Consider the following 24,107-nt stretch of genomic DNA (forward strand, 5'->3'; position numbering starts at 1 on the left):
TGGATGGGCGTCACAACTGCTCATCGACTGGCAGCAACAAGAATAGACCCGTCAGCGCGTTGCGGTAAAAGCCCGCGCCCGGATCGAGGTTGTATTGGTGAATCAGGCCGTTTTCCTCGTCGGTCCAGACGAGTTGCGATTGCGGCGTCGCCGAATACTTCAGCGCGGCCAGTTCCGACGGCGTCGCGAGCGTCACGCGATAGCTGACGGCAGGTGACGTCGCGTGATCGAAGAGCCGCGCGACATCTTCGGCGATGGGCGCGCTGTGAATCACGAGCGCGAGCTCCGTGTTCAGATGCGCGGAACGCGGATCGAGATTCATCGAGCCGATCACGAGCGTCTTGCGATCGATCACGTAGGACTTCGCATGCAGACTGGCCCTCGAACGCGAGCCGAAGAGGCCCGTCTCCGGCGTGTCCTCGCCTTGCGTCGGCTTGAACTCGTACAGCTGCACGCCGTGTTCGAGCAGCGGCACGCGATACGGGCTATAGCCGGCCTGCACGGCGACGGCGTCGGTGGCCGCGAGCGAATTCGTCAGCACCTTGACGGTCACGCCGCGCTGCACGAGCTTGCCGAGTGCATCGACGCCCGCCTGGTGCGGCACGAAATACGGCGACGTGACGAGGAATTCCTTTTGCGCGTCGCGCATCAGCTCGACGAGGCGCGTCATCGGCGGGCTCTTGTACTGATCGACGGGCAGGCGCATTTTTTCGGGCGTATCGACCTTGAATTCGGCGGGTGCCCAGATGAGCCCGAGCTCACCACTGGCGATCTGCGACGCGAGCGGCGTCGCGTTCAGCGGCTTCGCGTTGTACGGGTCCGCGTTAGTGCGCCAGTGCGCCCGCAACTCGTCGCGCATCTGGTCGAGATCGTGCGGATCGAACTTCTGCTTGTTCAACGCGCGCAGCGGATACGAGTTGCTGTCGTTCCAGAACCTGTCGAAGCTCGCGGAGATATCGGCCGTGATCGGGCCGGCGGCGAGCACGTCGATATCGCGGAACTGCAGCGTCGGACTCGCGCTGAAGTATTCGTCGCCGAGATTGCGCCCGCCGACGATCGCGATCTGGTTATCGGCGATCATCGCCTTGTTGTGCATGCGCCGCGTGAACGCACCGACCTCCGTGAAGAAGTTCTCGCTGCGCTCATAGAAGCTCGATTGCGCGCTGCCAAACGGATTGAACACGCGGATCTCGATGTTGTCGTGCGTGTTCAGCGCGGCCATCACGCGGTCGATGTCCTTGAAGTTCAGATCGTCGACGAGCATCCGCACGCGCACGCCGTGATCCGCCGCATAGAGCGCGGCGGCGAGCAGCAGCTTGCCCGTCGTGTCTTCTTCGGCGATGTAGTACTGCATGTCGAGCGTCTTCGTCGCCGCGCGCGCGAGCGCGATGCGCATCTGGAGCGCTTCCGTGCCGTTGGACAGCACGCGAAAGCCCGACTGGCCCGGATGCGCGCGTTCGGGCGCGGCGAGCGCTGTCGAGAGCGGCGTGCTTTCCGTCGCGGGCAACGCGTGTGTGACAGGGCGATCGAGTGCGGTGGCGGGCGGGCGCGTCGCGCAGGCGGCCAGCAGGGTGGCCGCGACGACGAGCGCGAACGCGCGCGTCAGCCACGGACGCGGCGCGTTGCGCGAGATGCGGGTAGTACGTTGCTCTTCGTGATGCTGCAATGCGGCTGGGTCGTTGGTGTTATGGGCCGACACGCTTGTTCCTCCACTTGATCGGCACGGATGGTCGTCGTGGCGTCGTCGGTTTCGCCTGAAAATATTCTACGAGGAAACCGTAAAGAGGGTCGGCAATGGAGACGCAACGCGCGTGCCCGCTTTGCGCGTGCCTGCGACGCGCGGCGGCTTGCAGCGCGAAAGCCGATCGACGGGATGCGCCGCGCGCGTCGTGTCGGCGCGCGGCGTGGAACGGGAGAAAGGGTAGAAAGGCTGATGCTGCGTCAGACGCGTTCGCTCGCCAGCGCGCGCGTTTCCTGATCGTGCGTCGAGCCTTTCGCGGGGCGGCCTGCCCAGTGGCCCGCCAGCATCGATCCCGACAGGTTGTGCCACACCGAGAACAGCGCGCCGGGCAGCGCGGCGATCGGCGTGAAGTAGAGCTTGCCGAGCGTCGCGGCAAGGCCGGAGTTCTGCATGCCGACTTCGATCGCGAGCGTGCGGCAGACGGCTTCGTCGAAGCCAAGCAGACGGCCGCCCCAATAGCCGCCGAGCAATCCGATGCCGTTGTGCAGCACCACGCCCAGCATGACCACGAGGCCCACCGACGCAATGCTCTTCTGCGTGCCGCCGACCACGGCCGCGATGATCAGCAGGATCGACACCATCGATACGAGCGGCAACACGGGCTCGACCTTGCGCACGAGCTTGCCGAACAGATGGTTGACGACGAGGCCGACAGCGATCGGCAGCGCGACGATTTGCAGGATGCTCATCAGCATGCCGTGCACGTCGACGGCAATCGACGCATCGACATACAGGCGCGTGAGCAGCGGTGTCGCGAACACGCCGACGAGCGTCGACAGCGCGCTGATCGTGACCGACAGCGCGACGTCGCCGCGCGCCAGATAGATCATCACGTTCGACGCCGTGCCGCTCGCGACGCTGCCGACCAGCACCATGCCCGCCGTCAGATCCGGCGGCATGCGCAGGGCCTTCGCGATCACCCATGCGGCGAGCGGCATCACGAGGTAGTGCAGCACGATGCCGGCGATCACGGGCGCAGGACGCGTGAACACGCGGCGGAAGTCCTCGATCGACAGCGTCACGCCCATCGACAGCATGATGATCGTCAACAGCGTCGTCACATGCGGCGCGATCCCTGTCACGGACGACGGCGAAAAGTAGGCAGCGAGCGAGGCCAGCACGGCCCACAGCGGGAAGAGACGGGTGACGCGGGCAAGCATGAAAGGCAGTCCTCTTGTGTTGTCTTCTGATGGTTTGCGCTGATGCCGCCGCGTGCCGGTGTGAGGCGTGCGCGGTCGGCATGAGACGCTGCCGCAGCGGTTGCGGGCGGCGCGAGAGCGTCCGGGCGGGCGTTATGCGATACGGCATCGGGTGGCCGGTCGCGAGCCGGGGCGTGCCCTTGTGGGGACGGGAAAGCGGCCGCTGCGCGGCGCGGGTCGCGCGCTGCGCTAACAGGCGGCAGCCAGGCGTGGCATTTTACCCGTGGCGGTCAGGTTCGACTCGCAGTTGGTTGCGCGTGCAACACACATGCAACGTGGGCGAGGGCACGGGTTGCATCGGTGAGAAGCGGTGCAGTACCCGCGATTGGGCGCGCCGAAGAAGGTGCGTCGCGAAGAAAGGCGCGTCGCGAAGAAGGCGGAGAGGTCGAGACGGTGCATTCGAAGCGCCCATTCGCGCGGGCGCACGACGTCTCAGCGAGTGCGCTCAGCTCGCCGGCGCGCGCTCGCCGCTCTGCATCCGGTGCCGGCTCATCTTGTGAAAGCGCAGCGTCATCAGCAGCGCGACGCTGGCGAGCCCGGCCGCGAGTCCCCACCACAGGCCGCGCGCGCCGAGCCCGAAGTGAAACGCGAGCGTATAGCCCGTCGGGAAGCCGATTCCCCAATAGCCGAACGCGGCGGCGATCATCGGAACGCGCGTGTCCTTCAGCCCACGCAGACAGCCGGAGCCGACCGTCTGCATGCCGTCGACGATCTGGAAAATGGCGGCCACGCCCAGCAGCGAACTCGCGAGCGCGACGGTCGGCGCGTTGGCGGGATCGTCGAGATGCAGGTACAGCCCGACGATGAAATGCGGCGCCGTGATCAGCAGCAGGCCCGACAGGCTCATGAAGCCCACGCCGAGCCCGAGCGCGACGAAGCCCGCATGGCGCGCAGCGAGCGGCTGCCCGGCGCCCGACCAGAAGCCGACGCGCACGTTCGCCGCCTGGCCGATCGCGAGCGGCACCATGAACGCCACCGACGCGACGTTCAGCGCGATCTGGTGCGCCGCCAGCTGCGATTCGCCGAGCAGGCCGACCATCAGGCCCGTCGCGAGAAAGAGCGTCGATTCGACGCCATATGTGATCGCCACCGGCCAGCCGATGCCGAACAGTTCGCCCATCAGCGGCACGTCGGGGCGCGTGGCCGTCACGAAATGCCGGAAGCGCGGACGCAGATGCAGCAGCGCCATCAGCGTGAGCGCCGTGAGCCAAACGGTGATCGTCGTTGCGCCCGCCGAGCCGAGGAAGCCGAGACGCGGCAGCCCGTACGCGCCGTGGATCAGCCCGTAGTTCAGGAACGCGTTGACGAACACGCCGCCGATCGACACCCACAGCAGCCGCCGCGCCGCGCCGATTGCGGGCAGGAAAGAGCGCATCAGGCCGATGCCGATCAGGCTGCCGGGCGCGCCCCAGCGCAGCACCGCGCAGTATTCGCCGACGTTGTGCGCGAGCAGCGCCGGCTCGCCGAAGGCCATCAGGATGGGCGCGGCGAACGACAGCAGCACGAACGCGGGCACGGCCAGCAGCAGCGACAGCAGGAAGCCCGTCCAGTAGATGTGCGGCACGCGATGCTCGGCCTGCGCGCCGCGCGCATGCGACACGCTCACGCTGACGGAAGTCAGCACGCCTTGCAGCAGCGTCACGACGACGAAGAACAGGTTCGCGCCGAGGCCGCCTGCTGCGAGCGCGTCGGGGCCGAGCGAGCCGAGCAGGACGGTATCGGTGACGCTCATCGCCATCTGCGAAAGCTGCGCGATGGCGAGCGGCGCGGCAAGGCGCGCCGTATCGGCGGCGTGGCGCGAAAGCGTGGGCGGCCCGCTGAGCGCGCGGGACATTCCGGTTGGATTCATGGTTCCAGGTGCTCGATGCGCGAAAGCGCGAAACGCGCGCCAAGCCGGTCGGCCGGATCAGGCGGATGGAACGGGTGAAGCGCGCGCGGGATATTTTTTCTGTGCAAGCGGACAGCTTATTGCGGGAAGGCGGCGCTGTCGATCTACAGGCACATGTTTGGTGCGGTCATGGAGCGGCCGTCGGATGCGTACTGCATATTCATGCCGCCTCGCGGACGACGCGTGCGAGCGTCACCCCTCGTGGACGGCAATGCGGGTGTCGCCGAGCAGCACGACCTGGCCCGCGCGGATTTTGCAGGTTTTGCGCGTTTCGACGCGGCCGTCGACGGTGACGGCGCCCGACGCGACGATCACCTTCGCCGATCCGCCGCTGTCCGCGAGGCCAGTAATCTTCAGCAGATTGTGGAGTTCGACGTAATCGCCGGTCAGTGTGAAATCGAGGTTGGGCATGTCGGTTGCGATGGACGGGGCGTCGGCGAATTGTGGAAAAAGCGCGTTGAAAAAGCGCCTCGCATCATAAGCCATCGCGTCGCGCGTGGCGTTCCCGCAGCGAGCGCGAGGCGTTGGACCGCGCAAGTGCAAGCAGATGTTATTCAGTTGTCGGCAAACGAAACGTTGAGTAACAGCAGGCTTTCGTGGCGAACTTCACTCGCGAAGGCCCGGTCTGTGGAATAGCCTGCTGCATTTTGCAATGGGCGAACCGCGCGGGCGCGTCACCGCCGATCGGCCACCACACGACGCCCGCATGCCGACACTGACAACCTTCAGAGAGGATAACCATGACCCAGCTTCATACGCTCCTGATCGGTACCGCCCTGACTGCGTTTGCGTCGACGGCCGCATTCGCCCAGACGCCTGCTCAACCGGCTGCCGGCATATCCGGCCAGGCCCAGGTGCAGACGCAGACGCAGGCGCCCGCCGAGGCGCCCGCTGCGCAAGGCGTCCAGATGCCGTCGCCCGCGCCGCAGAATCTGACAGCGCCGGGTTCGACGGACCCGCTCGTTCAGAAGCGCAACGCGGACGCCGAGGCGAACGCCGAATATCGCGCGCAGAAGAAGACGTCGAAGGCGCAGATGAAGGAGCAGCAAAAGGCCGCCAAGGACGAGTACACGAACCAGGTTCGCAACGCCAAGTTGAACAGGAAGGCCGACAGGGCGGCCGCATCGAACGAACTGAAGTCCGGGATGCAGGGCCAGTCGGCGGGCGCGGCAGCGTCGGGCGAGGCGCACAACTGAGGCACAACTGAAGCATGACTGACCCATCACTCAGGCACGACCAGGGCCGACACAGGCCTTGGTCGTTTCGACGTTCGAACAGGGAGGACATCGATCATGAAAAAGATGAACAGGACGATGGGCGCGCTACTGGCGGCGTTGATCGCGGGCAGCATGACCACGCTCGCCGTCGCGCAGACGCACGATCCCGCCACCGATCCGACGACGCACGCAGACAGCAAGGCCGTGAAGGAGCAGGCCAAGGCCGACAAGAAGGCGGAGATCGCGCAGGCGAAGGCCGACAAGAAGAAGGCCGACGCGCAAGCCGATGCCGACAAGGCCAACGCCAAAGCCAGGGTGAAGGACGCGAAACAGGAGTAGGCGGCGTTCGTCGCATGGATTCTCCGGACGGCATCACGCCGTTCGGAGCGAAAGCCCGGTGCGCCGGCTTTCTTGCGCCTGTTTCTCGCGCCCTTTGTCTGACGCTCGACACGCGGCGTTTGTGTGGAAAATTGGGGCGCTTGCCCTGGCGGGTTGTATGGATATACAGTATGCGTCGCCTTCACTTTCCGACCCGCCGATCGTGCTTTCCGTCGCCGATTCCCTGTCTTCATCGCCGTCAGCCGCGGCAGGCACGCCCGAGCCGGCGGCCGCCATCGACTGGCTCGCGAAGCTCAACGACGCCCAGCGCGAAGCCGTCGAATACGGCACCGACGACATTGCACGGCCAGCGGGCGCGCTGCTCGTCATCGCGGGCGCGGGGTCGGGCAAGACCAATACGCTCGCGCATCGCGTCGCGAACCTCGTCGTCAAGGGCGTCGATCCGCGCCGCATTCTGCTGCTCACGTTTTCGCGCCGCGCCGCGCTCGAAATGACCCGGCGCGTGACCCGCATCGCGGGCGCGGCGCTCGGCACGCGCGCGGCGTTGGCGCAAGGGCTCACGTGGTCGGGCACGTTCCATAGCGTCGGCGCGCGGCTGTTGCGCGAGTACGCGGACCTGATCGGCCTGTCGCCAGCATTCACGATCAACGACCGCGAAGACTCCGCCGATCTGATGAATCTCGTGCGCCACGAGCTCGGCTTCTCGGCGAAGGAAAAGCGCTTTCCGTCGAAGTCGGCGTGCTTCGCGATTTATTCGCGCGTCGTCAACACGGGCGCATCGCTCGCGGACGTGCTCAACGGCGCTTTCCCGTGGTGCCGCGAGTGGGAAGCCGATCTGCGCGCGCTCTTTGCCGCCTACGTCGACGCGAAGCAGAAGCAGAGCGTGCTCGACTACGACGATCTGCTGCTGTACTGGTCGCACATGGCGGCGGAGCCCGCGATCGCCGCCGATCTGTCCGGCCGCTTCGATCACGTGCTCGTCGACGAGTATCAGGACACCAACCGCCTGCAGGCGTCGATCCTGCTGGCGCTGAAGCCCGATGGGCGCGGGCTGACCGTCGTCGGCGACGACGCGCAGTCGATCTATTCGTTTCGCGGCGCGACCGTGCGCAACATCCTCGATTTTCCGACGCACTTCGATCCGCCCGCGAAGCAGGTCACGCTGGAACGCAACTACCGTTCGACGCAGCCGATCCTCGAAGCGTCGAATGCGGTGATCGGCCTCGCCAGCGAGCGCTACACGAAGAATCTGTGGACCGACAAGGCATCGGCGCAGCGCCCGCATCTCGTTACCGTCGCCGACGACGCCGACCAGGCGCGCTACATCGTCGAGCAGGTGCTGGCGGCGCGCGAAGCGGGCATGAAGCTGAAGGCGCAGGCCGTGCTGTTCCGCGCCGCGCATCACAGCGCCGCGCTCGAAATCGAGCTGACGCGGCGCAATATCCCGTTCGTGAAGTTCGGTGGCCTGAAGTTTCTCGATTCCGTCCACGTGAAGGACGTGCTGGCCGTGCTGCGCTGGGCAGAGAATCCGCGCGATCGCGTCGCTGGTTTTCGCGTCGTGCAGTTGTTGCCCGGCGTCGGGCCCGCGACGGCCGCGCGCGTGCTCGACGACATCGCCTCGCGCGCCGGTGCGCCCGGCTCGGGTGGCTCGGGTGGCTCGGGCGGCGGTGCATTGGACGCCTCGCACGGCGTGTCGCATTGCACGGCCAGCGCGCTCGCTGCCTTTGCGCCGCCGGCCCGTGCGCTCGAAGACTGGCATCCGTTCGTCGCGCTGATGTCGTCGGTGTGCGCGCGCCAGACGCCGTGGCCCGCCGAGTTCGAGATGGTGCGCCGCTGGTACGAGCCGCATCTCGAACGCAATCACGAGGACGCGTCGATCCGTCAGGCTGATCTCGCGCAGATGGAGAGCATCGCTGGCACGTATGCGTCGCGCGAGCGGTTCCTGACCGAGCTGACGCTCGATCCGCCCGACGCCACGAGCGACGAATCCGGCGTTCCGCTGATCGACGAGGATTATCTGATCCTGTCAACCATCCATTCGGCGAAAGGGCAGGAGTGGCGCAACGTGTTCGTGCTCAATGGCGTCGACGGCTGCATTCCGTCCGATCTCGGCACGGGCAGCGAAGAGGAAATCGACGAGGAGCGGCGTCTGCTGTACGTCGCGATGACGCGGGCCAAAGAAGACCTGCACATCGTGATGCCGCAGCGGTTCTACGTGCACAACCAGACGCATCTCGGCGACCGGCACGTGTGGGCGTCGCGCACGCGCTTCATTCCGCCGCATCTGCTGCCGCTGTTCGACTCGCATGCGTGGCCGCCCGCGCCCGTCGCGGCGGCGCCGACGCGCGCGGGGCTCGCGGCCGCCGCGCAGGCCAAAATAGAAATCGCGGCGAAGCTCAGAAAGATGTGGGACTGAGCTTGCCGCGATGCGGATGAAACGTGGATGGCGCGCCCAGCGTTGCCGCCGCGCCTGCGATGCCTAGCGTGACTGCCGCTGTTGTTGCTGCGGCCTCGGCGGCGGCATGAAGAAGTTGCGCAGCCACGCCGCGAGCCGCGTGAATACGTCGTACGGCTCTTCGACGAAAATCTCCGGCTTCAGGAGCCGCAGATATTCCATGATCTGCTGCGCTTCCTGCTTCTGGAACGAGCCGTGCGAAATGCCCAGCCGCAACAGCCCGCGCAGTTCGCCGAGCTTTTCGCGCGCCGCGCTGCCGACGCTCGTCTCGCACGCGACCTTCGCCTCGTAGACCCGCTGACGCAGCGATTCGGCGAGACGCCAGGCGGGCGTCTGCATCACTTCTTCGAGCGCCTGTATGTCCTGTGCCGCTGACTTGATCTGCGCGGCAAGCGGGTCGACCAGCGCAGGCGCGCCTTCCGCTTCCTTGACGATCGCGGCCGCCCACTCGCGGCTCTGCTTGGCCAGCTCTTCCGGCGTCCACTCGGAGCGCGCCGCAAAGCCGAAGCCGAACTCGTTCGCCTGCTTCATCAGGATCGCCACGACGTCCGGAAACTCCTTGTCCAGCGTGCGCTTCGCCCAAGCGTACTGACCGCCCTGCAGCATCCGCTGCACGGCGTGCTCGGTCAGCGGCACCATGTTGTCGAGGAGCTTGGCGCGCAGAAAATCCTCGAACGACGGCGTCGCGAACTGCGGATCCAGCTTGAGCGAGACCCGCACGAACGCCTCGAAATCCTTTCGCAAGGATGCGAGCGTTTCGTCCTTGATGTGAAGGGTAATCTGACCCATGTCTTATCCCGTTTCGTCGACCGCGCAGACGCCGTCGAGGCGTTCGCCCCTGTGCCGCCGTCCCCGTTTCGTTGGCGGCACCGATGTCCGGCGCGGTTCGGCCCGGCGTGCCGGCGTGCGTCGACAGACGCAGCTGGTTCGCGGGCCACGAGTGTTTATCGGCGGATTGAAAGGGAACTTGAGGGCGCACACCGCCCGGGTGGACGGCGCGCGGACGGCGGCGAGGTTACTTCAGGACGACGCCCTGCCACAGGAAGAAGACGGCGAGGCCGACGGCAATGGTCAGCAGCGGCCGGCGCGTGAGCGCGCTGACGGCGACGGCGGCGAGCGCGCCGACGAGCTGCGGGTTGCGCCACGTCAGTTCGGCTTGCGCGCCGTGCGGGGAGACGGCCATCGGAACGATGATCGCCGTCAGCACGGTGACGGGCACGAAGCCGAGCGCGGTGCGCACGAGCGGCGGAAAGACGATGCGGTCGCCGAGCACGAACACGGCTGCGCGGATCAGCCACGTGATGACGGCCATGCCGAGAATCAACAGTACGTAGTTCATTGCGAAGCCTCCGCCGCGCGGGTGCGCTGCAGCGCGGGCAGCGACAGCAGCACGCCGACCGCGACGCCCACGAATACGGCGCCCAGCAGGCCGAGCTTGTACGGCCAGGCCTGCCAGAAAAACGCGAGCGCGCCGGCCGTGGCTGCGGCTGCCAGATAACGCACCGCGACGAGCTGCGGCACGACGATCGCGATGAACGTCGCGACCATCGCGAAATCGAGCCCGAGCGATTGCAGGCCGGGGAACGCCGCGCCGAACAGCAGGCCGACGAGCGTCCAGCCCTGCCAGTTCGCGTACATCGACAGACCCGAGCCCAGGAAATAGTACGGCCCGACCGAGCCGGGCGGATGCAGCCGGTAATGCGCCCACGCGACGGCGAACACTTCGTCGGTGAGCAGGCCGCCCAGCGCCCAGCGCCAGCGCGACGGCAGATGCGATACATACGGCGCGAGCGTCGCGCTGTAGAGGACGTGGCGGGCGTTCACGACGAGCGTGGTCGCCCAGATGACGGCGTAGCTCGCATGGCCCGCGATCAGACCGAGCGCGATGAACTGCGCCGAGCCGGCGAATACGATCAGCGACATGAACTGGCCGTGCCACAGATGCAGTGGGCCAGATGCGACGAGCGTCCCGAAGATGACGCCGAACGGCGCCGAACCGATGACCATCGGGAGCGTGTCGCGCGCGCCCGCCATCAGTTCCTTGAGCCGGTGAGTGGATTGTGCAGGGTGAGTCAATCTTTTCTCCTCGATACCGCCGAGCATAGCCGGTCGAGGGGCGGGCCGGCTTGTACGTTCTTGCGCTTGCGCTTGCGCTTGCGCCTGCGCTTGAGCTTCGGTTTGGGTTTGGGTTTGGGCTTGGGCTTGGGCTGGGTTTGTTTGGGTTTGGGTTCGGGCTGGGTTTGGGTTCGGGCTTGAGCTTGAGCTTGAGCTTCGGCTTGCGATTGCGGCGCGCGTTTCGCCGGGCTCGCGGATGGCCAGCGAACGCGTGGATGGTTCGATGTGTGGATGTGACGCCGGATTCCAGCGGTGCGACTCGGCTTGTGCGGGCTCGCGTCGCGTGCTCGCGTGCGCGGCCGAATCAGGACGACTGCCAGCGGCCCGGCGGCACGCCGAACATGCGGCGAAAATGGCGCGTGAAGTGACTCTGATCGGTGAAGCCGCTCGCCGCCGCGACGTCAGCCACCGATGCGCCCGCGCGCAACGGCGCCAGCGAACGCTGCAAGCGGATCTGGTTGCGCCATGCGTGCGGCGGCAGCCCCGTCGCGCGCGTGAAGAGGCGTGCCGCGTGAAACGGCGACAGGCCGACGGCATCGGCCAGTTCGGCGAGCTTGAGCGGCGCGGCGAGGTCGCCCGTGAGCTGTTCCTTCATCGTGGCCACGCGGGTATCGGCGGCGGAGTGCTGCGGCGTGTCGGCGCGCGTGCGGCCGTAGCGGACGAGCAGCGTCGACAGCGCGTCGAGCATCGCCGTTTCGGCGGCCAGGGGATCGTCGTTCGATTCGAGCAACCGGTGCGCGCGAGCGAGCCGGACGGCGAGGTCCGGGTCGCGGATCACGTCGGCGTCGAACCACGGCAGCGGCTGCGCGCGGCCCGCGATGTCCTCGGCGAGCGCGTGGATGAAATCGACGGGCGCGTACAGCACGCGGTAGCGCCAGCCTTCGTCGATTGCCCGCGAGCCGGTATGCACTTCGCCCGGGTTGATCACGGGCACGCTGCCCGCCTCGGCGACGTAATGCGAGCCTTGATACCGATAGGTCTCCGCGCCCGCTTCGATCACGGGGATCGTGTACGCGTCGTGCCAGTGCGGCGTGAATTCGTGATCGTGATATTCGGCCGTGAGCAGGTCCGCGCCGGGCAAAAGCGGCGTGCGCCAGTAGCGGGCGTTGTCGCGGAAGCGGGTCGAAGTCATGGTCGATGTCCGGGTGGACCTGCCAGTTTACCGCGCATCGCGTGTTGCGGGCCGCTGTGTCAGCGGACGGGAATCGTCGTGCCGGCGGGCATCGGCACGGCTGTGACGCTGTTTTTCGCGCTGCCCGTCGTGACGCGGTCGCTGTAGGTCAGATAGACGAGCGTATTGCGCTTCGTGTCGACGACCCGCACCACATGCAGCGTCTTGAAGATCAGCGACATCCGTTCCGTGAACACGTCGGCCTGTTGCCGCAGCGGTTCGGGAATCTTGACGGGGCCGACCTGACGGCAGGCAATCGATGCCTCGGTCGGGTCCTCCGCGATGCCCAGCGTTCCTTTGATACCGCCCGTTCGCGCCCGCGACACGTAGCAGGTGACGCCCTGCACGGCGGGATCGTCATAGGCTTCGACGACCACGCGATCCGAACCGGTGATATGAAAGTTCGTGTTGACGCTGGCGACTTCTTCCGCGTGTGCGAAGGGCGCAGACGCGAATGTGGCGAAAGCGGCGGATGTGGCGAAGATGACGGCGCGCGCGGCCCGTGCGCAGTGCGGAGCAATTTTCATCAGGTGACCGGAAGAAATGTGAAGGCAGCCGGGGCGATTGCCCGTGAGTGCGTCATCGTAACCTGGTTGCGTGTGCGGACCGTGGCCACAGGCGCCAGCGCGACGGATACTGGATTCGTCAAACGAGAGCGATCGTTCGGCAAGGCCGCAGAAAACGATCGCAGAAAAAGAAAAGGCCCGCACGGATGCGGGCCTTCGAATTTTGGCTCCCCGACCTGGGCTCGAACCAGGGACCTACGGATTAACAGTCCGGCGCTCTACCGACTGAGCTATCGGGGAACAGCAATACAACGTGTCACTACATAAAAAAGCCCGTCATGGCTAACGGGCCTTTGCAATTCTTGGCTCCCCGACCTGGGCTCGAACCAGGGACCTACGGATTAACAGTCCGGCGCTCTACCGACTGAGCTATCGGGGAACAACAACAGCAGAGAAGCGAAATTGTAGGAGGTGAAGCAGACGCTGTCAATACCCCTGATTCATCTCAATATAATGCGACTGATCCGGGCAGGAACGACAGGTCTGCCGCGGCGATCAACGCTCGAGCAGCGAGAGCTTCTCTTTCACGTCCTTGAATTCGTCGGCTTCGGGCAGCGGCGCCTTGGTCTTCGTGATGCTCGGCCATGCCTTCGCCAGCTCGGCGTTCAAGGGGGTGAAGTGCTGCTGGTCGCCAGGCACGTCTTCTTCGGCGTAGATCGCATTCACCGGGCACTCCGCAACGCACACGGCGCAGTCGATGCACTCGTCGGGGTCAATCGCGAGGAAGTTGGGACCTTCGCGAAAGCAGTCCACCGGGCACACATCGACGCAGTCGGTATAGCGGCACTTGATGCAGCTTTCGGTCACAACGTGAGTCATTCAGGCAACTCCTGCAAACGATATCTTTTGGTAGTGGGGAGATGGCAGTACGCCAAAAGCGCTATTGTAACGTAACGTCAAGTAGTGCATACGCGATCGCCGTCAGGGCTTTTATATCGTTTGGTGATTAGTTTATGGCGGGTGGATGCGCGTCGAACGCGCCTTGCCGCGCCCGCCGGCCGTGGCGCAGTGGAGCAACGGCCGCCGCGCATTCGGGTAACATGCGACAGCGTCTTCGCCAGCTCGCCCGTTTTGCGCGAGGCTCGCAGCGCGTACGGCGTACGCATGCGGCGTACAAATAGGGCGAGGGCGCGCGAGGCCTGACGTCTTCCGTTTTCATGCAGTCCCGGTTTGCAAGATCATGATCATTACTTCGCTGCTCGATACCGATCTGTACAAGTTCACGATGATGCAGGTGGTGCTGCATCTCTTCCCGGCCGCCAACGTCGAATACAAGTTCCGCTGCCGCACGCCGAACGTCGACCTCGTGCCGTACGTCGACGAAATCCGCCGCGAAGTGCGCAAGCTCTGCGAGCTTCGGTTCAATGAAGGCGAGCTCGACTATCTGCGCCAGATGCGCTTCATCAAGAGCGATTTCATCGACTTTCTCGCGCTCTTTCATCTGAACGAGAAGTACATTTCGATCACGCCTTCGCCGAAAGGCAACGGGGAAATCGACATCTACATCAAGGGGCCGTGGCTGCATACGATCCTCTTCGAAATTCCCGTGCTCGCGATCGTCAACGAAGTGTATTTCCGCAACACGCAGCAGCAGCCGGATTACAGCGAAGGACGCGAGCGTCTGCGCGACAAGATCCAGTTGCTCGGCGCGCGCCCCGAGTTCGCCGACTGCAAGATCGCCGATTACGGCACGCGTCGCCGCTTCTCCGGGCGCTGGCACGAAGAGGTGATCCTCACGCTCAAGGACGGCCTGCGCGAGCAGTTCGCGGGCACGAGCAACGTGTTCTACGCGATGAAGCACGGCCTCACGCCGCTCGGCACGATGGCGCACGAATACCTGCAGGCCTGCCAGGCGCTCGGTCCGCGCCTGCGCGATTCGCAGATCTACGGCTTCGAGATGTGGGCGAAGGAATATCGCGGCGACCTCGGTATCGCGTTGTCGGACGTGTATGGCATGAAGGCATTCCTCCGTGATTTCGACATGTACTTCTGCAAGCTCTTCGACGGCGCGCGCCACGATTCCGGCGACCCGTTCGACTGGGGCGAGCGTCTTATCGCCCATTACGAGGCGAACCGTTGCGACCCGCGCACGAAGGTGCTCGTGTTCTCCGACGCGCTCGACATCCCGAAGGTGCTGCAGCTGTACGAACGCTTCCGCGGCCGCTGCAAGCTCGCGTTCGGCGTCGGCACGAATCTCACCAACGACCTCGGCTACAACCCGCTGCAGATCGTCATCAAGATGGTCAAGTGCAACGGCCAGCCTGTGGCGAAACTGTCGGACTCGCCGGGCAAGAATATGTGCGAAGACAAGGCGTATCTCGCCTATCTCCGGCAAGTGTTCGGCATCGAGCAGCCCGCCGAGGAAGAAGTCGGCAAGTAACGCGCGGCCCCTTTCGCGGCTGTGCCGCCAGGTGCATGCAAGCGTATGAAGGCTATTGTCGGCGCTTCGTTCGAGCGCTGCCATTAGCCGTTCGGCCAGGTGTTCGCGAACAGGGCGGCCGGTATAATTCACGGGTCAATGTGCGCAGTGCACGCGCAACACGATTGCGCATTCAACAAGATCGACACGATCATCGGCACGAGGATATGGCTCATGGATACATCGACCGCCCGTCGCAACATCCTGGCGCGCATTCGCGCAGCGCAAGGGCGTGAGCCCGAGCCGGCCGCGTCCGAGCGCGAGACGGCGCAAGCGTATGTCGCAAGCCATCCACAAGGGCCGCGTCCGCCGATGCCGGCCGATCTCGTCGCGCATTTCATCGAGCAGGCGAAGAAAATGGCGACCACCGTCGACACCGTCGAGTCGCTCTCCGACGTGCCCGCTGCCGCGCATCGCTACCTCACCGAACTGAATCTTCCGACCCAGGCCATTGCATGGCAGACGCTCGAAGCGTTGCCGTGGACCGGTTCGGGCATCGAAGTCGAATTCCGCAAGCCGAAGGACGAAGACCGCGTCGGCATTACGGGCTGTTTCTGCGCGACGGCTGAAACGGGCACGCTGGTGCTGCTGTCGGGTCCGCAGACGTATGCGTCGGCGGGCTTGCTGCCGGAGACGCACATTGCAATCGTGCCGGCGTCGCGCATCGTCGCCGGTCATGAAGAGGCGTTCAACCTGATCCGCAGCGAGCGCGGCGAGCTGCCGCGCGCGGTCAACTTCGTCTCCGGCCCGTCGCGTACGGGCGATATCGAACAAACCATCGTGCTCGGCGCGCACGGTCCTTATCGCGTGCATGCGATCGTCGTGCGTGGCGCTTGATGTTCCGCACCCGCATGGCCGCGACGCGCAAGCGGTGACGAACCGGTCGAAGGCCGCGTGGATCGCCGGTCTGACGCTCGCGTTCGCGCTGTCATGCTATCCGCTTGCGGCATCGGCGGCCACAGTGGATGGCGCATCGCTTTGCGCCTGGTGGGGCGTGCCGTTCGCGGGCATGCTGCTGTCGATCGCCGTGCTACCGCTCGCCGCGCCCGCGCTCTGGCATCACCACTACGGCAAGGTCTCGGCGGCGTGGGCCTTTGCGTTCCTCGCGCCGTTTGCGTTCGCGTTCGGGTCATCGGCGGCGTTCGGCACGTTGATCCATGCGTTGCTCGACGAATACGTGCCGTTCATCGTGCTGCTGACGGCGCTCTATACCGTCGCGGGCGGCATCTGCGTGACGGGCAACCTGCACGGCACACCGCGTCTGAATACGGCGCTGCTCGCGCTCGGCACGGCGCTCGCCAGCATCATGGGCACGACGGGCGCGGCAATGCTGCTGATCCGGCCGCTGCTGCGCGCGAACGACAATCGCAAGCACGTCGTGCATGTCGTCGTGTTCTTCATCTTTCTGGTCGCGAACGTGGGCGGCTCGCTGTCACCGCTGGGCGATCCGCCGTTGTTTCTCGGCTTTCTGAACGGCGTCGGTTTCTTCTGGACGACGGTCCATCTCGCGCTGCCGATGCTATTCGTCTGCGCCGTGCTGCTGGTCGTGTTCTACGCGCTCGATTCGTACTATTTCCGGCGGCGCGAAGAAGTGCTCCCTGTCGACCCGTCGCCCGACACGCCGACCATCGGCATCGAAGGCAAGATCAACTTCGCGCTGCTTGCGCTCGTAATCGCGTTCGTGCTGATGAGCGGCATCTGGACGCCCGGCATCGCGTTCGACGTGGCGGGCACGCACGTCGCGTTGCAGAATGTTGTGCGCGACGTGGCGCTGATCGCGCTGACGGTGCTGTCGCTGATCGTGACACCGCGCGCGGCGCGCGAGGGCAACGCGTTCAACTGGGCGCCCATCGAAGAGGTCGGGAAGCTTTTCGCGGGCATCTTCGTGACGATCGCGCCCGTCATCATGATGTTGCGCGCGGGCGAGGCGGGTGCGTTCAGCGGTATCGTGCATCTCGTGAACGACACGGCCGGCCAGCCGCGCGACGACATGTACTTCTGGGCGACGGGTCTGCTGTCGTCGTTCCTGGACAACGCGCCGACGTACCTCGTGTTCTTCAATCTCGCGGGTGGCGACGCGCGGACGCTGATGACCACGGGCGCGTCGACGCTCGCGGCCATTTCAGCGGGCGCGGTGTTCATGGGCGCGAACAGCTATATCGGCAACGCGCCCAACTTCATGGTCAAGGCGATCGCCGAATCGCGCGGCGTGCGGATGCCCAGCTTTTTCGCGTACCTCGCGTGGTCGGGCATCGTGCTGATACCGTTGTTCGTCGCGACGTCGTGGATATTCTTTTAACGCCGCGCGCGCCGATATGCGCGCGTCGCGGCCTGATACTCGGAGAATGGCAATGCAAAAGGTTCTGGTTGCGCGTCCCATCTTTCCGGATGTGATCGAGCGGCTCAAGCAGCACTTCGAAGTCGACTGGAACGACGGCGACGTGCTGTCCGCCGACGAACTGAAGCGCCGGATCGCCGACAAGGACGGCGCGCTGACGGCGGGCGACATCATCGACGCGTCCGTGCTCGCCGGGGCGCCGAAACTGCGCGTGGTGTCGAACATGGCCGTCGGCTACAACAACTTCGACATGGCGGCGTTCAACGCGGCGAACGTGCTCGGCACGAACACGCCCGACGTGCTCAACGAATCGACGGCCGATTTCGGCTGGGCGCTGATGATGGCGACCGCGCGCCGTATCGCGGAATCGGAGCACTGGCTGCGCGCGGGCAAGTGGGAGAAGTGGTCGTATGACGGCTTTCTCGGCTCGGATATCCACGGTTCGACGCTCGGCGTGATCGGCATGGGGCGCATCGGTCAGGCGCTCGCCCGTCGAGCGCGCGGCTTCAGCATGAACGTGATCTATCACAACCGCTCGCGTGTCGCGCCCGAGATCGAGGCCGAGCTGAACGCGCAATACGTATCGAAGGAAGAGCTGCTGCGGCGCGCCGATCACGTCGTGCTCGTGCTGCCGTACACGGCGCAAAGCCATCACACGATCGGCGCTGCCGAGCTCGCGCTGATGAAGCCGACCGCGACGCTCACGAACATCGCGCGCGGCGGCATCGTCGACGACGCGGCGCTCGCCGCTGCGCTGCGCGAGAAGCGGATCGGCGCGGCCGGACTCGATGTGTTCGAGGGCGAGCCGAAGGTCGATCCGGCGTTGCTGACGGTGCCGAATGTCGTGCTGACGCCGCATATCGCGAGCGCGACGGAAGCGACGCGTCGCGCGATGGCCAACCTCGCCGCCGACAATCTGATCGCGGCGCTGGGCGTGGGTCCGCGCGCGGGGCGCCCGCCGAATCCGATCAACCCTGACGTGATCGGGAAGGCGCGCTCATGACGATGGTGTTGATCGCGGCTGTCGCCGTCCTGGCCGTCGCGCTGGTGATCGCGCTGGTGATGCTGATGCGCGGCAGCAATGGCGCGCATCAGCTCATGCATTTCGCCGAGCTCGGCGAGCGCCTGGAGGCGGCCTCCGCCGTGCAGGCGCGCTCGACCGAGCGGCTCGAACGCGAACTGCGCAGCGAGATTTCCGAAACCGCGCGCGTGTCGCGCACCGAACTGAGCGGCGGCTTTTCACAGTTCCAGCAAACGCTCGCCTCGCAGTTCACGAGCATGACGACGGTGCAGGCCGGCAAGATCGACGGCTTTGCGCAGCAGCTCGTCAAGCTCACCGAGACCAACGCGCAACAGCTCGACGCCGTGCGCCAGAGTCTGCAGCTGCAAGCACAGCAGGCGCGCGATGAGCAGGGCATGACGTTGAGGCGTTTCGGCGAAACGTTGCAGCTTCAACTGTCGCAGGTCACGGAAGCGAACGACCGGCGCTTCGCGGAAGTGCGCACGACGATCGAGCAGCGTCTGAAGGACATCGAGACGAACAACGCGACGAAGCTCGAAGAAATGCGCCGCACCGTCGACGAAAAGCTGCACGCGACGCTCGAGCAGCGGCTCGGCGAATCGTTCAAGCTCGTGTCCGATCGTCTCGAACAGGTGCATCGCGGCCTCGGCGAAATGCAGACGCTGGCGGCGGGCGTGGGCGATCTGAAGAAGGTTCTGACGAACGTCAAGACGCGTGGCACGTGGGGCGAAGTGCAGCTCGAAGCATTGCTCGAACAGATCCTGACGTCCGACCAGTACGCAAAGAACATCGCGACGATTCCGAAGAGCAACGATCGCGTCGAGTTCGCGATCAAGCTGCCGGGTCGTCAACCGTCGCCGGAAGCGGCGGCGACGCCAGTGTGGCTGCCTATCGATGCGAAGTTTCCGCGTGAGGACTATGAGCGTCTGATCGAAGCGCAAGAGCGTGCTGATCCCGTCGCGGTCGAAGAGGCGTCGCGCGCGCTGGAAGGGCGGATTCGCGCGGAAGCGAAGACGATTTCGGAGAAGTACGTGTCGCCGCCGCATACGACCGACTTCGCACTGCTGTTCCTGCCGACGGAAGGGCTCTACGCGGAAATCCTGCGCCGTCCGGGGCTCAGCGATCTGTTGCAGCGCGACTATCGCGTGACGATCGCGGGGCCGACCACGCTGACTGCGCTGCTGAACAGCTTGCAGATGGGTTTCCGCACGCTCGCCATCGAGAAGCGTTCGAGCGAAGTGTGGCAGGTGCTGGGCGCCGTGAAGACCGAGTTCGGCAAGTTCGGCGACGTGCTCGCGAAAACCAAGTCGCAACTCGAAACGGTCACGCGTTCGATCGAGGCCGCGGAAGTGCGCACGCGTCAGATGAACCGCAAGCTGCGCGATGTCGAGGCGTTGCCCGAAGAGCGGGCGGCGGGACTGCTCGGGGACTCGCTATCCGGCGTGGATGCCGACGAGTCTTGACGGACGGGTAGGGACGGGAGGGAAAGCGGGCGAGGCATTACCGGATCGGTTATGCCTCGCGATTTCTCAATAGCGATTTCTGATTCGCAGTGACGCAGAGAGGATCAGCCCGCGCTCGATGCCAGTTGTTCGAGCGCATCGCCTGTCACGCGCACGATGCGCCAGTCCGGCAACACGGTCGCGCCCATCTTCTGATAGAAGTCGATGGCGGGCTGATTCCAGTCCAGCACCGACCATTCGAACCGGCCGCATTGCCGCTCGACGGCCAATGCCGCCAGATAACGCAGCATCTTCGAGCCGAGTCCCGTGCCTCGCTCGGCGGGCTGCACGTACAGGTCTTCGAGATACAGCCCGCGGCGTCCGAGGAACGTCGAGTAGTTGTGGAAGAAGAGCGCGTAGGCAATGATCTTGCCGTCACGTTCGGCGACGAGCGCTTCCGCCGAAGGGCGCGCGCCGAACAGCGCATCGTGCACGCCTTCGTCGGTCGCGATGAACAGATGCGTGAGCTTTTCGAACTCGGCCAGTTCGCGCATCAGCGCGAGCATTGCGCCGACGTCGGCGGGCGTGGCTGCGCGGATCGTCGCCGACATCACGCTTCCTCCGGCACGTCGCTCAGGTGGATTTCGATGCCGCCGAAACGCGACGCCACCCAGTTATATGCGTGGCACGCAATCCACAGCAGGATGAAGCCCAGAATCGCGTTGAGCAGCAGCGCGCTGAACACCGTGCTCAATTCCACCGACCCATAACGGATGAACGCAACCAGCACGCCGAGCAGAACGATCGGCACGCTGAACGTCAGGTACACGAGGATCAGTGCCTTTGCGGTTTGCCCCGGTGCAATGAACGAGATCTGTTTTTTCATATAAGTCAAACCCGTAGTCGTATTGGATTGCGTGAAAAGCATGCCGGCCGTACCTGCTCAGATGAGGCCGTCGAACAGCATGATGTCGACGGCGTCGCCCGGATCGAGGTCGGCCTGTTCGTGGGCAAGCACGATGAAGCAGTTTGCTTCGCTCATCGAACTGAGTACGCCGGAGCCTTGCGAGCCCGTCGGCGTGACGTGCCAGTCTCCTTGCGCGTCGCGTTCGGCGACGCCGCGCTGGAACTCGGTGCGGCCCGGCCGCTTGCGGATCTGCTGGCGGCATGCCGCGCGGATCAGTGCTGGCGCGGCCGCGCTCGCGCCGGACATCAGCAGCAGCACTTCGCGCACGATCTGGTAGAACGTCGCCATCACCGCGACGGGATTGCCGGGCAAGCCGAAGAAGATGGCCGGCTCGCCCACGCCGGGCTTGCCGCCCGACCAGATGCGGCCGAACGCGAGCGGCCGGCCGGGGCGCATCGCGAGACTCCAGAACGCGACGTCGCCGAGCACGCGCAGCATCTGCCTGGTCAGATCGGCTTCACCGACGGAAACGCCGCCGGAGGTTATCACGACATCGGCACTCGCCGCAGCCGTGCGCAACGCATCTTCGAGGGCGGCGGGCTCGTCGCGGATCACGCCGAGATCGATGGGATCGAGATGCAGCCGCTTGAGCATCGCGAACAGCGTGTAGCGATTGCTGTCGTAGACGCAGCCGGCATCGAGCGGCTGGCCGATCGAGCGCAGCTCGTCGCCCGTCGAAAAGAACGCGACGCGCAGGCGCCGCCGCACGGGCACCTCGCCGATGCCGAGCGACGCTAGCAGCCCGAGGTCCGATGCGCGCACGATGCGGCCCGCCTTCAGCGCGACTGCGCCGCGCGCCAGGTCTTCGCCCGCGAGACGGCGGTTCGCGCCCGCCTTCAACGACTGTGTGGAGAAACGGATCGTATCGGCGTCGTCGCGCGCGACGTTCTCTTGCGGCACGACGGTGTCGCAGCCGGGAGGCATCGTCGCGCCCGTCATCACGCGCACGCATTGCGTGGCGGCGATCTCGCCAGTGAACGGATGACCCGCCAGCGCCTTGCCCGCGACGCTCAACGCAATCTCGCTTGCCTTGCCGCCGAGCGCCGCGCTGGAGAACGCGTAGCCGTCCATCGCGGAGTTGTCGTGCGCGGGCACGTCGATGGGCGACACGATGTCCTGCGCGAGCACGCGGTTCAGCGCGTCGTGCAGCGGAACCCGTTCAACGGTGGTGACGGGCGTGGCCCATTCGCGGACGATCGCCTGCGCGGCGGACACCGGCAAGGCTTGGGCGTCGTACTGTGCGACGCAACTCGAGGTTTCGTTCAGCGTGGTCATGAAAGGGGAGCGTCGCGACGGGATGCGGTGCGGCGGCGGCCGGGCGATCGCGGCAAATGACGGCAGAAACCTTCAACGTCGTTCGAGGTCGGCAAGTTCCTGCAATGAATTGATATTGTAAAACGTGCGCTCGTCCGGAAAGGCGACTTCGAGAGCCTTGTGGCGCGCGTACCACGTGCGGACCTTGCGCTCGCCCGCTTGCAGAAAGCCTTCGAGATCGTCGGCAAGTGACGTGCGCAGCAGCGCGAACACGGGATGGAGCGACGCGTTGCCCTGGGCGTCCGTGGTCGTGACGGTGGCGATGTCGGCGTGCTGTGTGTCGAGCGCGGACGCGAGGCGTTCGGCAAGATCGTCGGGCAAGCCCGGTGTATCGCATGGGGCCGACAACACGAACGGCGTGCGCGCCGCGCGCAAGCCCGCGAGCAGGCCGGCAAGCGGGCCGGCAAAATCGGGCAGCGTATCGCCGATGACTTTCGCATGAAAGGGCGCGCCGAGCGCTTCGTAGCTCGGCGTGTGGCGGTTCGCGCTGATCAGCAACGGCCCTGTCTGCGGCGCGAGACGCCTTAGCACATGCAGCGCGAGCGGTTCGCCATGCAGCGTCTGCAGGCCCTTGTCGGCGCCGCCCATGCGCATGCCGCGTCCGCCGGCGAGCAGCAAGCCTGTGATGTCGTCCCTGGAAACCGTCATGAAGGCGTGCGGATTCAGCCGCCGATGTACGACATTTCGACGCGCCTTTCTTCCGCCGGCGAACTCGACGCCGCACTCGCGCTGCCGCGCAGTTGCGAGTAGCGGTCGCCGCGCGCGTGCCAGATGTTGGCGATGGCGGTCGCGATGCCTTCGTCGCTCGTGCCGTTGCGCACGAGCGCGCGCAGGTCGTGTCCCGACGACGCGAACAGGCACAGATAGACCTTGCCTTCCGTCGAGAGCCGCGCGCGCGTGCAACTACCGCAGAACGCACGCGTCACGCTCGAGATCACGCCGATTTCACCCACGCCGTCCGCGTAGCCCCAGCGTTGCGCGGTTTCGGCCGCGCTGTGCGGTTCGAGCGGCATCAGCGGGTAGTGCTCGCTGATCCGCGCGACGACTTCCGCCGACGGCAGCACTTCCGTCATGTTCCAGCCATTCGAAGTGCCGACGTCCATGTATTCGATGAACCGCAGCACGGCGCCAGAGTCTTTGAAGTGCCGCGCCATCGGCACGATCTCGCCGTCGTTCGTGCCGCGCTTGACGACCATGTTGATCTTCAGCGGCGTCAGCCCGACCGATTGCGCGACGTCGATGCCTTCGAGCACGTCGCGCACCGCGAAATCTGCGTCGTTCATGCGGCGAAATAACGCGTCGTCGAGCGCGTCGAGGCTGACGGTCACACGATTCAGGCCGGCATCTTTCAGACTGCGCGCCTTGCGCGCGAGCAGCGAACCGTTGGTGGTCAGCGTGAGATCGAGCGGTTTGCCGGCCGCCGTCGTCATGCGGGCGAGCCGTTCGATCAGAAATTCCAGGTTCTTGCGCAGCAGCGGCTCGCCACCCGTCAGGCGGATTTTTTCGACGCCATGCGCGACGAAAATCGCCGCGATGCGCTCGATTTCCTCGAACGTCAGCAGCGCGCTGTGCGGCAGGAACGGGTAGTCCTTGTTGAACACCGCGCGCGGCATGCAGTAGACGCACCGGAAGTTGCAGCGGTCCGTCACCGAGATGCGCAGGTCGCGCAACGGGCGCGACAGCGTGTCTGTCAATTCGCCTCGCGGCACGCGAGCGGGGCCGGCGACGTTGGGAACGGCACTGACATCGGCAACGGGAATGATGCGTCGGGACATGATGACGTTTCTGAAATATCAGCCTTCATTCTAGCGGAAGGCCTTATCGGTCACAGTAGGGCGAACGCGCGGTGGCGGCACGACGGGCAACAAAAAGCCCGCCTTGGAGGCGGGCTTTTCGGGTGCCTGGCGTTGCCGCG

At 65.5% G+C, this 24,107-nt stretch carries 23 protein-coding genes and 2 tRNA genes; 8 read left to right on the top strand and 17 right to left on the bottom strand.

The window, feature by feature from the left end:
* Positions 1–10 precede the first annotated feature (10 nt).
* The 4 genes from VSR68_RS02335 to VSR68_RS02350 form a co-directional block, all read right to left on the bottom strand.
* Positions 11–1,699, bottom strand: a complete 1,689-nt coding sequence (locus VSR68_RS02335; protein WP_342938247.1) for a phospholipase D family protein — start codon at positions 1,697–1,699, stop codon at positions 11–13.
* A 242-nt stretch (positions 1,700–1,941) separates the two neighbouring features.
* A complete protein-coding gene (gene panS, locus VSR68_RS02340) occupies positions 1,942–2,901 on the bottom strand; it encodes a ketopantoate/pantoate/pantothenate transporter PanS (protein ID WP_342938248.1) in 960 nt (319 codons plus the stop codon).
* A 484-nt stretch (positions 2,902–3,385) separates the two neighbouring features.
* A complete protein-coding gene (locus VSR68_RS02345; RefSeq protein ID WP_342938249.1) occupies positions 3,386–4,789 on the bottom strand; it encodes an MATE family efflux transporter in 1,404 nt (467 codons plus the stop codon).
* Between the two features lie 231 nt (positions 4,790–5,020).
* Positions 5,021–5,239, bottom strand: coding sequence for an RNA-binding S4 domain-containing protein (locus VSR68_RS02350; RefSeq protein ID WP_054934124.1), 219 nt, complete (start codon positions 5,237–5,239; stop codon positions 5,021–5,023).
* Positions 5,240–5,568: 329 nt separating this feature from the next.
* Here VSR68_RS02350 and VSR68_RS02355 point away from each other — a divergent pair, with 329 nt between their 5' ends.
* The 3 genes from VSR68_RS02355 to VSR68_RS02365 all read left to right on the top strand — a co-directional run bounded on the left by VSR68_RS02355 (position 5,569) and on the right by VSR68_RS02365 (position 8,800).
* Positions 5,569–6,024 carry a hypothetical protein gene (locus VSR68_RS02355; protein WP_342938250.1) on the top strand — a complete coding sequence of 152 codons (456 nt, stop codon included), beginning with the start codon at positions 5,569–5,571 and terminating at the stop codon, positions 6,022–6,024.
* Positions 6,025–6,120: 96 nt separating this feature from the next.
* The gene (locus tag VSR68_RS02360; protein WP_342938251.1) at positions 6,121–6,384 is read left to right on the top strand and encodes a hypothetical protein; all 264 of its coding nucleotides are present in this window, start codon (positions 6,121–6,123) and stop codon (positions 6,382–6,384) included.
* A gap of 157 nt (positions 6,385–6,541) precedes the next feature.
* The gene (locus tag VSR68_RS02365; protein WP_342938252.1) at positions 6,542–8,800 is read left to right on the top strand and encodes an ATP-dependent helicase; all 2,259 of its coding nucleotides are present in this window, start codon (positions 6,542–6,544) and stop codon (positions 8,798–8,800) included.
* 63 nt (positions 8,801–8,863) lie between these two features.
* Here the strand turns inward: VSR68_RS02365 and VSR68_RS02370 are convergent, their stop codons facing one another.
* The 8 genes from VSR68_RS02370 to fdxA form a co-directional block, all read right to left on the bottom strand.
* Positions 8,864–9,628, bottom strand: a complete 765-nt coding sequence (locus VSR68_RS02370; protein WP_342938253.1) for a DUF4088 family protein — start codon at positions 9,626–9,628, stop codon at positions 8,864–8,866.
* 226 nt (positions 9,629–9,854) lie between these two features.
* Positions 9,855–10,178 (bottom strand): AzlD domain-containing protein, encoded by a 324-nt coding sequence (locus VSR68_RS02375; protein ID WP_342938254.1) that lies wholly within the window; start codon positions 10,176–10,178, stop codon positions 9,855–9,857.
* Entirely contained in the window at positions 10,175–10,942 is a 768-nt protein-coding gene (locus VSR68_RS02380; RefSeq protein WP_342938255.1) for an AzlC family ABC transporter permease, read from the bottom strand. The genes VSR68_RS02375 and VSR68_RS02380 overlap by 4 nt, the downstream gene beginning before the upstream one ends.
* Positions 10,943–11,258: 316 nt before the next feature.
* A complete protein-coding gene (locus VSR68_RS02385; protein ID WP_342938256.1) occupies positions 11,259–12,086 on the bottom strand; it encodes an AraC family transcriptional regulator in 828 nt (275 codons plus the stop codon).
* Positions 12,087–12,145: 59 nt separating this feature from the next.
* The gene (locus tag VSR68_RS02390; protein WP_342938257.1) at positions 12,146–12,652 is read right to left on the bottom strand and encodes a CreA family protein; all 507 of its coding nucleotides are present in this window, start codon (positions 12,650–12,652) and stop codon (positions 12,146–12,148) included.
* Between the two features lie 203 nt (positions 12,653–12,855).
* Positions 12,856–12,931: transfer RNA gene (locus VSR68_RS02395), tRNA-Asn, on the bottom strand.
* A gap of 63 nt (positions 12,932–12,994) precedes the next feature.
* A tRNA-Asn gene (locus VSR68_RS02400) sits at positions 12,995–13,070 on the bottom strand.
* A gap of 116 nt (positions 13,071–13,186) precedes the next feature.
* Positions 13,187–13,510, bottom strand: coding sequence for a ferredoxin FdxA (gene fdxA, locus VSR68_RS02405; protein WP_090867029.1), 324 nt, complete (start codon positions 13,508–13,510; stop codon positions 13,187–13,189).
* A 361-nt stretch (positions 13,511–13,871) separates the two neighbouring features.
* On the opposite strand from fdxA, the gene pncB reads away from it, so the two are divergent.
* The 5 genes from pncB (at position 13,872) to VSR68_RS02430 (ending at position 19,932) form a co-directional block, all read left to right on the top strand.
* A complete protein-coding gene (gene pncB, locus VSR68_RS02410) occupies positions 13,872–15,071 on the top strand; it encodes a nicotinate phosphoribosyltransferase (RefSeq protein WP_087733532.1) in 1,200 nt (399 codons plus the stop codon).
* A 213-nt stretch (positions 15,072–15,284) separates the two neighbouring features.
* Positions 15,285–15,947, top strand: a complete 663-nt coding sequence (locus VSR68_RS02415) for a lactate utilization protein C (RefSeq protein ID WP_342938258.1) — start codon at positions 15,285–15,287, stop codon at positions 15,945–15,947.
* 61 nt (positions 15,948–16,008) lie between these two features.
* A complete protein-coding gene (locus tag VSR68_RS02420; protein WP_342938430.1) occupies positions 16,009–17,409 on the top strand; it encodes a sodium:proton antiporter in 1,401 nt (466 codons plus the stop codon).
* Between the two features lie 52 nt (positions 17,410–17,461).
* Positions 17,462–18,451 carry a D-glycerate dehydrogenase gene (locus VSR68_RS02425; protein ID WP_342938259.1) on the top strand — a complete coding sequence of 330 codons (990 nt, stop codon included), beginning with the start codon at positions 17,462–17,464 and terminating at the stop codon, positions 18,449–18,451.
* Positions 18,448–19,932 (top strand): DNA recombination protein RmuC, encoded by a 1,485-nt coding sequence (locus VSR68_RS02430; RefSeq protein WP_342938260.1) that lies wholly within the window; start codon positions 18,448–18,450, stop codon positions 19,930–19,932. The genes VSR68_RS02425 and VSR68_RS02430 overlap by 4 nt, the downstream gene beginning before the upstream one ends.
* Before the next feature lie 104 nt (positions 19,933–20,036).
* On the opposite strand, the gene VSR68_RS02435 is transcribed toward VSR68_RS02430, so the two are convergent.
* The 5 genes from VSR68_RS02435 to moaA all read right to left on the bottom strand — a co-directional run bounded on the left by VSR68_RS02435 (position 20,037) and on the right by moaA (position 23,967).
* The gene (locus tag VSR68_RS02435) at positions 20,037–20,522 is read right to left on the bottom strand and encodes a GNAT family N-acetyltransferase (RefSeq protein ID WP_342938261.1); all 486 of its coding nucleotides are present in this window, start codon (positions 20,520–20,522) and stop codon (positions 20,037–20,039) included.
* Positions 20,522–20,797 (bottom strand): hypothetical protein, encoded by a 276-nt coding sequence (locus VSR68_RS02440; RefSeq protein WP_017774653.1) that lies wholly within the window; start codon positions 20,795–20,797, stop codon positions 20,522–20,524. The genes VSR68_RS02435 and VSR68_RS02440 overlap by 1 nt, the downstream gene beginning before the upstream one ends.
* A 57-nt stretch (positions 20,798–20,854) precedes the next feature.
* The gene (gene moeA, locus VSR68_RS02445) at positions 20,855–22,153 is read right to left on the bottom strand and encodes a molybdopterin molybdotransferase MoeA (protein WP_342938262.1); all 1,299 of its coding nucleotides are present in this window, start codon (positions 22,151–22,153) and stop codon (positions 20,855–20,857) included.
* Positions 22,154–22,225: 72 nt separating this feature from the next.
* A complete protein-coding gene (mobA, locus tag VSR68_RS02450; protein ID WP_342938263.1) occupies positions 22,226–22,840 on the bottom strand; it encodes a molybdenum cofactor guanylyltransferase MobA in 615 nt (204 codons plus the stop codon).
* Positions 22,841–22,854: 14 nt separating this feature from the next.
* On the bottom strand, positions 22,855–23,967 hold the full coding sequence (gene moaA / locus VSR68_RS02455) for a GTP 3',8-cyclase MoaA (RefSeq protein ID WP_342938264.1): 1,113 nt from the start codon (positions 23,965–23,967) through the stop codon (positions 22,855–22,857).
* Positions 23,968–24,107 lie beyond the last annotated feature (140 nt).

It is taken from the genome of Paraburkholderia phymatum, from assembly GCF_038900715.1.
In the GTDB taxonomy this organism is placed as follows: domain Bacteria; phylum Pseudomonadota; class Gammaproteobacteria; order Burkholderiales; family Burkholderiaceae; genus Paraburkholderia; species Paraburkholderia phymatum_A.